This is a genomic window from Sphingobium chlorophenolicum (genome assembly GCF_000722875.1).
GTDB lineage: Bacteria > Pseudomonadota > Alphaproteobacteria > Sphingomonadales > Sphingomonadaceae > Sphingobium > Sphingobium chlorophenolicum.
In genome coordinates, this window is sequence record NZ_JFHR01000004.1 from 1 (window position 1) to 766 (window position 766).

A 766-nucleotide genomic window follows, 5' to 3' on the forward strand; every position below is an offset into this window, starting at 1 on the left:
GTGGCACGCTACAAAGTAATCAGAAAAACGACCGGGGCTGTTGAAAAATGCGCCGCTGGTGGCTGGGTCCGGTTGGGGGCGGAATGACACCCCAACGCGTAGCGATCCCGTCTCGCATGGGATCGAGAAATGGGAAAGTGACTATCCCTCCCGTTGCGGCGGCAGCCTTCGATATGTCGCTTTTACTTTCCCGGCCGCAAGCCATCTGGGTAGTCGTTCATTGTACCTCGGCGCACAGCGATATGGAAGAACCCAGATCGCCGCACGATCGCTTCAGCCTTACGAACGCAACTAGCTGCCCGCTTGTCGTCTGAAACCAAATCGATTTTCCGTTGCTTATCTGGCAATTCTCTTAACCAATCGCGAACTTCTCGCTCTTTCGACATGACCATATCTTGGATTTGAAAATGGCATACCCCCTCTTCGACATGAACATAAACGGGATAGCCAAGAGACTGTCCTGCTAACGATAGCGCCAGTGCCATGTATGTATTGGTCATGCGTACACGCCTAACACGTATGATCGGCTCCGCAATAATGCTGTCTGCTCGCCGCCTATTCCCGATTGGGAAGCGTGAGCAGGAATCTACGCTGATTGCGAGCAAGACAAGCTGTAAGCGTGGCCTGAGGGCCGCCTTGCCCGTTTGGCCGTAGCCGGGATGCTTATCGTCTTTGACGAGGGCGCGGGCGGTGCGGGAAGTTTTCGGTTCTGAGACTGGTCGTACGAGCGCTCGACGGCCTCGGTGGAGGTGGAGGCGATCCGCGA

The 766-nt window shown here is 55.6% G+C and carries 1 protein-coding gene; it reads right to left on the reverse strand.

Annotated elements, in window-relative coordinates; translation table 11 throughout:
- Nucleotides 1–182: 182 nt before the first annotated feature.
- Nucleotides 183–500 carry a hypothetical protein gene (locus BV95_RS23425; protein WP_125962618.1) on the reverse strand — a complete coding sequence of 106 codons (318 nt, stop codon included), beginning with the start codon at nucleotides 498–500 and terminating at the stop codon, nucleotides 183–185.
- Nucleotides 501–766 lie beyond the last annotated feature (266 nt).